The 876-nt window shown below is 47.5% G+C and carries 1 pseudogene; it reads right to left on the bottom strand.

Features of this window, described 5'->3' with window-relative positions:
• Window positions 1-876, bottom strand: a pseudogene (locus R8O11_RS26145) (hypothetical protein); the annotation flags it as partial.

Below are 876 nucleotides of genomic sequence, written 5' to 3'. Positions count from 1 at the left end.
TCTTCCAACTGCTCTAAAGTAAATGGGAAAGTCAGGATGTCTTGTAAATACAATGTCGGCTTTGGCCCTTTGAGGCCACGTCGTTCCCATGGATAAATGTCTAACATGGCATGCACGGTTCGGTAGAGCTCTTCTGCGGCTTGATCTTTTTCGGCAATCAACATAGCGAGTCGATCGCTAGATAGGCGTGAAATGAGATCGCTTGGCATCGTTAATGAGTGAACCAGTTCAGTACAAGCATCGAGAAACGCAGGATTGGAGTGGCGAATCATGATCACCGCATGGTTAGAGCGTTTAAGCTCAGTCTTAAATAGAACCAGTTGTTCCCACCAGTACGTTTCAGAAACGACGTTAGAAAACTGCTTTTCGGGATCGTATTCATGTTGAGAGCGAATACGATTGATGAGCTTGCGAGCACGTTGTTCTAGCTGGCGTTTTGAGCCGCGCGCTTTATCCATGCTGACACGATTGGTCTGCTCTTTGAGCATTTTCAGTGCATGTTTGCGGTATTTTTTAAACGCATTAAATGCCGCTTCGAAATCGCCTTGCTCTTCAGCAACGCGAGATTGCTGAAAACAGATCTGACTTAGCAGTTCGCCGTTATCGAAATTAAGCGCGGATTCTTCTGCGGCAAGCAACAACTCGGCTGCGCTGTCCGTGTTTTTACGCAGTAGCTCTAGTCTTGCTCGACTGATGAAAGAGTGTGCTTTCATCCACGTTAGATCGTGCTCAATGGCCAGTTTGTGCGCTTTTTGGGTTGCTTCTTCCGCGGCGTCTAGGCGTTCTAAGCCAAGGAGTGCCAAGCCTTTAAAGTCCCAAATTTCGGCTTGCCAAGTGCTGTCTTCATGGTCTTTGAGCACTTCTGTTGCGCCATCA

It is taken from the genome of Vibrio sp. 1288 (assembly GCF_033344475.1).
This window is presented reverse-complemented; position numbering and strand designations above follow the sequence as displayed.